The 2,493-nt window shown below is 58.9% G+C and carries 2 protein-coding genes; one reads left to right on the forward strand and one right to left on the reverse strand.

Going from position 1 to position 2,493, the window contains the following annotated elements; translation table 11 throughout:
• On the reverse strand, positions 1-752 hold a 752-nt coding region (locus ABX749_RS29400), incomplete at its 3' end, for a dicarboxylate/amino acid:cation symporter (protein ID WP_372899176.1).
• Positions 753-986: 234 nt separating this feature from the next.
• Between ABX749_RS29400 and ABX749_RS29405 the strand changes: the two genes are divergently transcribed.
• On the forward strand, positions 987-2,276 hold the full coding sequence (locus ABX749_RS29405) for a hypothetical protein (RefSeq protein ID WP_372899177.1): 1,290 nt from the start codon (positions 987-989) through the stop codon (positions 2,274-2,276).
• Positions 2,277-2,493 lie beyond the last annotated feature (217 nt).

Here is a 2,493-nt window from a genome sequence, read left to right on the forward strand (position 1 = left end):
GCCGCGACCAGACAAAAAATACCCAAGGGGGCAAAATTCATCAGCAGCATCACGAATTGCATCAGCGCCTTGTTTGCTTGTGTGATCAGTCTGGTGATGATGCTGACGTCCTCGTGCATCGTCGTCAGCATGCCCGCAAAAACGATTGCGAACACGATGATCGGCAACAACTGTGTTTGGGCGGCCGAAACAAACAGGTTGTCCGTCACCAACATCAGCACCAGATTCTTGAAGATCGTGCCGATGTTCGGCTGCACGCTCTCGCCTTGCGGCAAACCCTCCAACACGCCTCCGACTTCGACCTTGCTCAGCCCCGTCGTCTGGGCGAGCGCATCGACGATCTTGGATTTCGGCGAACCCTGCCCCTCGGTGTTCATCGCCTGGACCGCCGCCTGGTCAACCGTGCCGACGCCCGGCTGCACGATGTTGACGACCACCAGCCCCACCACGACCGCCAAGATGGTGGTGACGAGATAAAACCCGATCGCCGCAGCACCGGGGCGTCCGAGTTTTCGAACATCGCCCATGCCCAACACGCCGCACATCACCGAGGTCAACACCAGCGGCACGACGATCATCTTCAACATCCGCAGGAAGACTTCACCGCCGATTTCCAGAGACGCCGCCAGGTGTGGGCGGATCAACGCCAGTGCGATGGCAGCGACGATCGAAAAGAAAATCGCATAAGCCAGCCAATTCCCGTGCGGTTTATCGTCGGAAGCCGGAGTGGAATCAGGATTGGCGTCGGACATGAGTGGGCCGAAAGTTGCGAGGTGACGAAACGACGAACGCTGAAAACGATGAACCGGACGAAAAGGGCGCGGGGAGCAGGCGAGAGGTTTGATCGATCATCCCCGAAAACACGCCCTGCCAACATACCAAACTTCAGTGCGATCGTCTGTCGATCCAACGCGTCCGGGTTGATTGTTAGACTATGATCTTCTCTGTCCCACCTGCTTCCCCAGCTTCACCGATCCGATTCCTTCATGAAACTCTCTCGACGCCAATTTGGTGCGATCGCCGCCTCGTCCGCGATCGCTGTCAACCACGCCGCAATCGATGCCGCGGAAACCGGGCCGCTGGAAACATTCGTTCCGTGCCGAGCGATCACCCGTGGCCCCAAGAACCATTGGTTCGGCTACTACGACAAACGCGAGTTTGATCCGACCAACACGCTCGTGCTTTCCAACGAAGTTTCCTTCGAAGGCCGTTCGCCGACCGCGGACGACAGCATTGCCGTGGGTTACGCGGACACCGGCAATGGCGATCGCTGGCACCCCATCGGAACCAGCAAGGCCTGGGGATGGCAGCAGGGCTGCATGCTGCAATGGTTGGGCGATGATGGCAAACGAATCTTGTGGAACGACCGTCAAGGCGACTCGTTCGTTTGCCGCATCTATTCGACCGACACCCAAACGACACGCACGATCAACAAACCGATTTACACCGTTTCGCCAGACGGCAGCTTCGGTTTGTCCGCCGACTTTCGACGCATCGACAATCTGCGTCCCGGTTACGGATACGACGGATTGGCCGATCCCAATGTTGCCGTGCGTGCGCCGGCTGATTCAGGGATCTGGCGGGTGGACCTGGAAACCGGGCAAGAGGAACTGATCCTGTCGTTGGCCGATGTCGCGGCGATGCCTTGGCCCGACGGCGACAACCATGCCCAAGCATGGCACTACTTCAACCATCTGTTGATCAGCCCGGACGCGCAACGCTTCATCGTCTTGCATCGCTATCGCCCTGAGTTTGATCCCAAGACGTTGCAGTTCAAAGGCGGGTTTGTCACACGCATGTTGACTGCGGCGATCGACGGCACGGACCGATACGTGCTCGATCCGTCCGGTTACACGTCGCATTTCATCTGGAAAGGCAGCGACGCGGTCACGATGTGGACCAAACCGGCCGGACAAAAAGCGGGGTTCTACGAATTCGTCGACCAAACCGATCACGTTCGCCCGGTCGGCCATGACAAGATGCCGACCAACGGACACAACACCTATCTGCCGGCCCCCTATCAAGACTGGATCCTCAACGACACCTATCCCGACCGCAAGACGCGGCGACAAACGGTCTATCTGTATCACGTCCCCAGCGGGCGACGAGTTGACCTCGGTCACTTCCCCTCGCCACCGGCCTACGCCGGCGAATGGCGCTGTGACACGCATCCCCGCAGCAGCAACGACGGAACCCAAGTCGCCATCGACAGCCCGCACGATGGAGGCCGCCAAGTCTATCTGCTGGACATCGCCGAGGTACTGAAACAGGCATAATTTGCAATACAATGGCTAAACACCAACCCGCGCTGGTGTGCAGGCTTTAGCCGCCCACACTCGCTGCGGAGCAGCGAAACGGAATCGCCTAAAGGCTAAACACCAACCTGCGCTGGTGTGCAGGCTTTAGCCGCCCACGCTCGCTGCGGAGCAGCGAAACAGAATCGCCTAAAGGCTAAGCACCAACCCGCGCTGGTGTGCAGGCTTTAGCCGCCCA

Source organism: Stieleria sp., from assembly GCF_041595215.1.
Classification (GTDB): Bacteria; Planctomycetota; Planctomycetia; order Pirellulales; family Pirellulaceae; genus Stieleria; species Stieleria magnilauensis.